The organism is Enterobacter cloacae complex sp. P38RS (genome assembly GCF_014930775.1).
In the GTDB taxonomy this organism is placed as follows: Bacteria; Pseudomonadota; Gammaproteobacteria; order Enterobacterales; family Enterobacteriaceae; genus Enterobacter; species Enterobacter bugandensis.
Window position 1 is genome coordinate 1 of sequence record NZ_JADBRS010000032.1, and the last position, 629, is coordinate 629.

The 629-nt window shown below is 52.1% G+C and carries 1 protein-coding gene; it reads left to right on the forward strand.

Annotated features, from left to right (window positions below):
• Positions 1-629: EF-Tu/IF-2/RF-3 family GTPase (locus tag IM303_RS22120; RefSeq protein WP_252050832.1), on the forward strand; the 629-nt coding region annotated here is incomplete at both ends.

Below are 629 nucleotides of genomic sequence, written 5' to 3' on the forward strand. Positions count from 1 at the left end.
GAGTGGGAAGCGAAAATCATCGAACTGGCTGGCTTCCTGGATTCTTACATCCCAGAACCAGAGCGTGCGATTGACAAGCCATTCCTGCTGCCAATCGAAGACGTATTCTCCATCTCCGGTCGTGGTACCGTTGTTACCGGTCGTGTAGAGCGCGGTATCATCAAAGTTGGTGAAGAAGTTGAAATCGTTGGTATCAAAGAGACTGCGAAGTCTACCTGTACTGGCGTTGAAATGTTCCGCAAACTGCTGGACGAAGGCCGTGCTGGTGAGAACGTTGGTGTTCTGCTGCGTGGTATCAAACGTGAAGAAATCGAACGTGGTCAGGTTCTGGCGAAGCCAGGCTCAATCAAGCCACACACCAAGTTCGAATCTGAAGTGTACATTCTGTCCAAAGACGAAGGCGGCCGTCATACTCCGTTCTTCAAAGGCTACCGTCCACAGTTCTACTTCCGTACAACTGACGTGACCGGTACCATCGAACTGCCAGAAGGCGTAGAGATGGTAATGCCAGGCGACAACATCAAGATGGTTGTGACTCTGATCCACCCAATCGCGATGGACGACGGTCTGCGTTTCGCAATCCGTGAAGGCGGCCGTACCGTTGGCGCGGGCGTTGTTGCTAAAGTTCT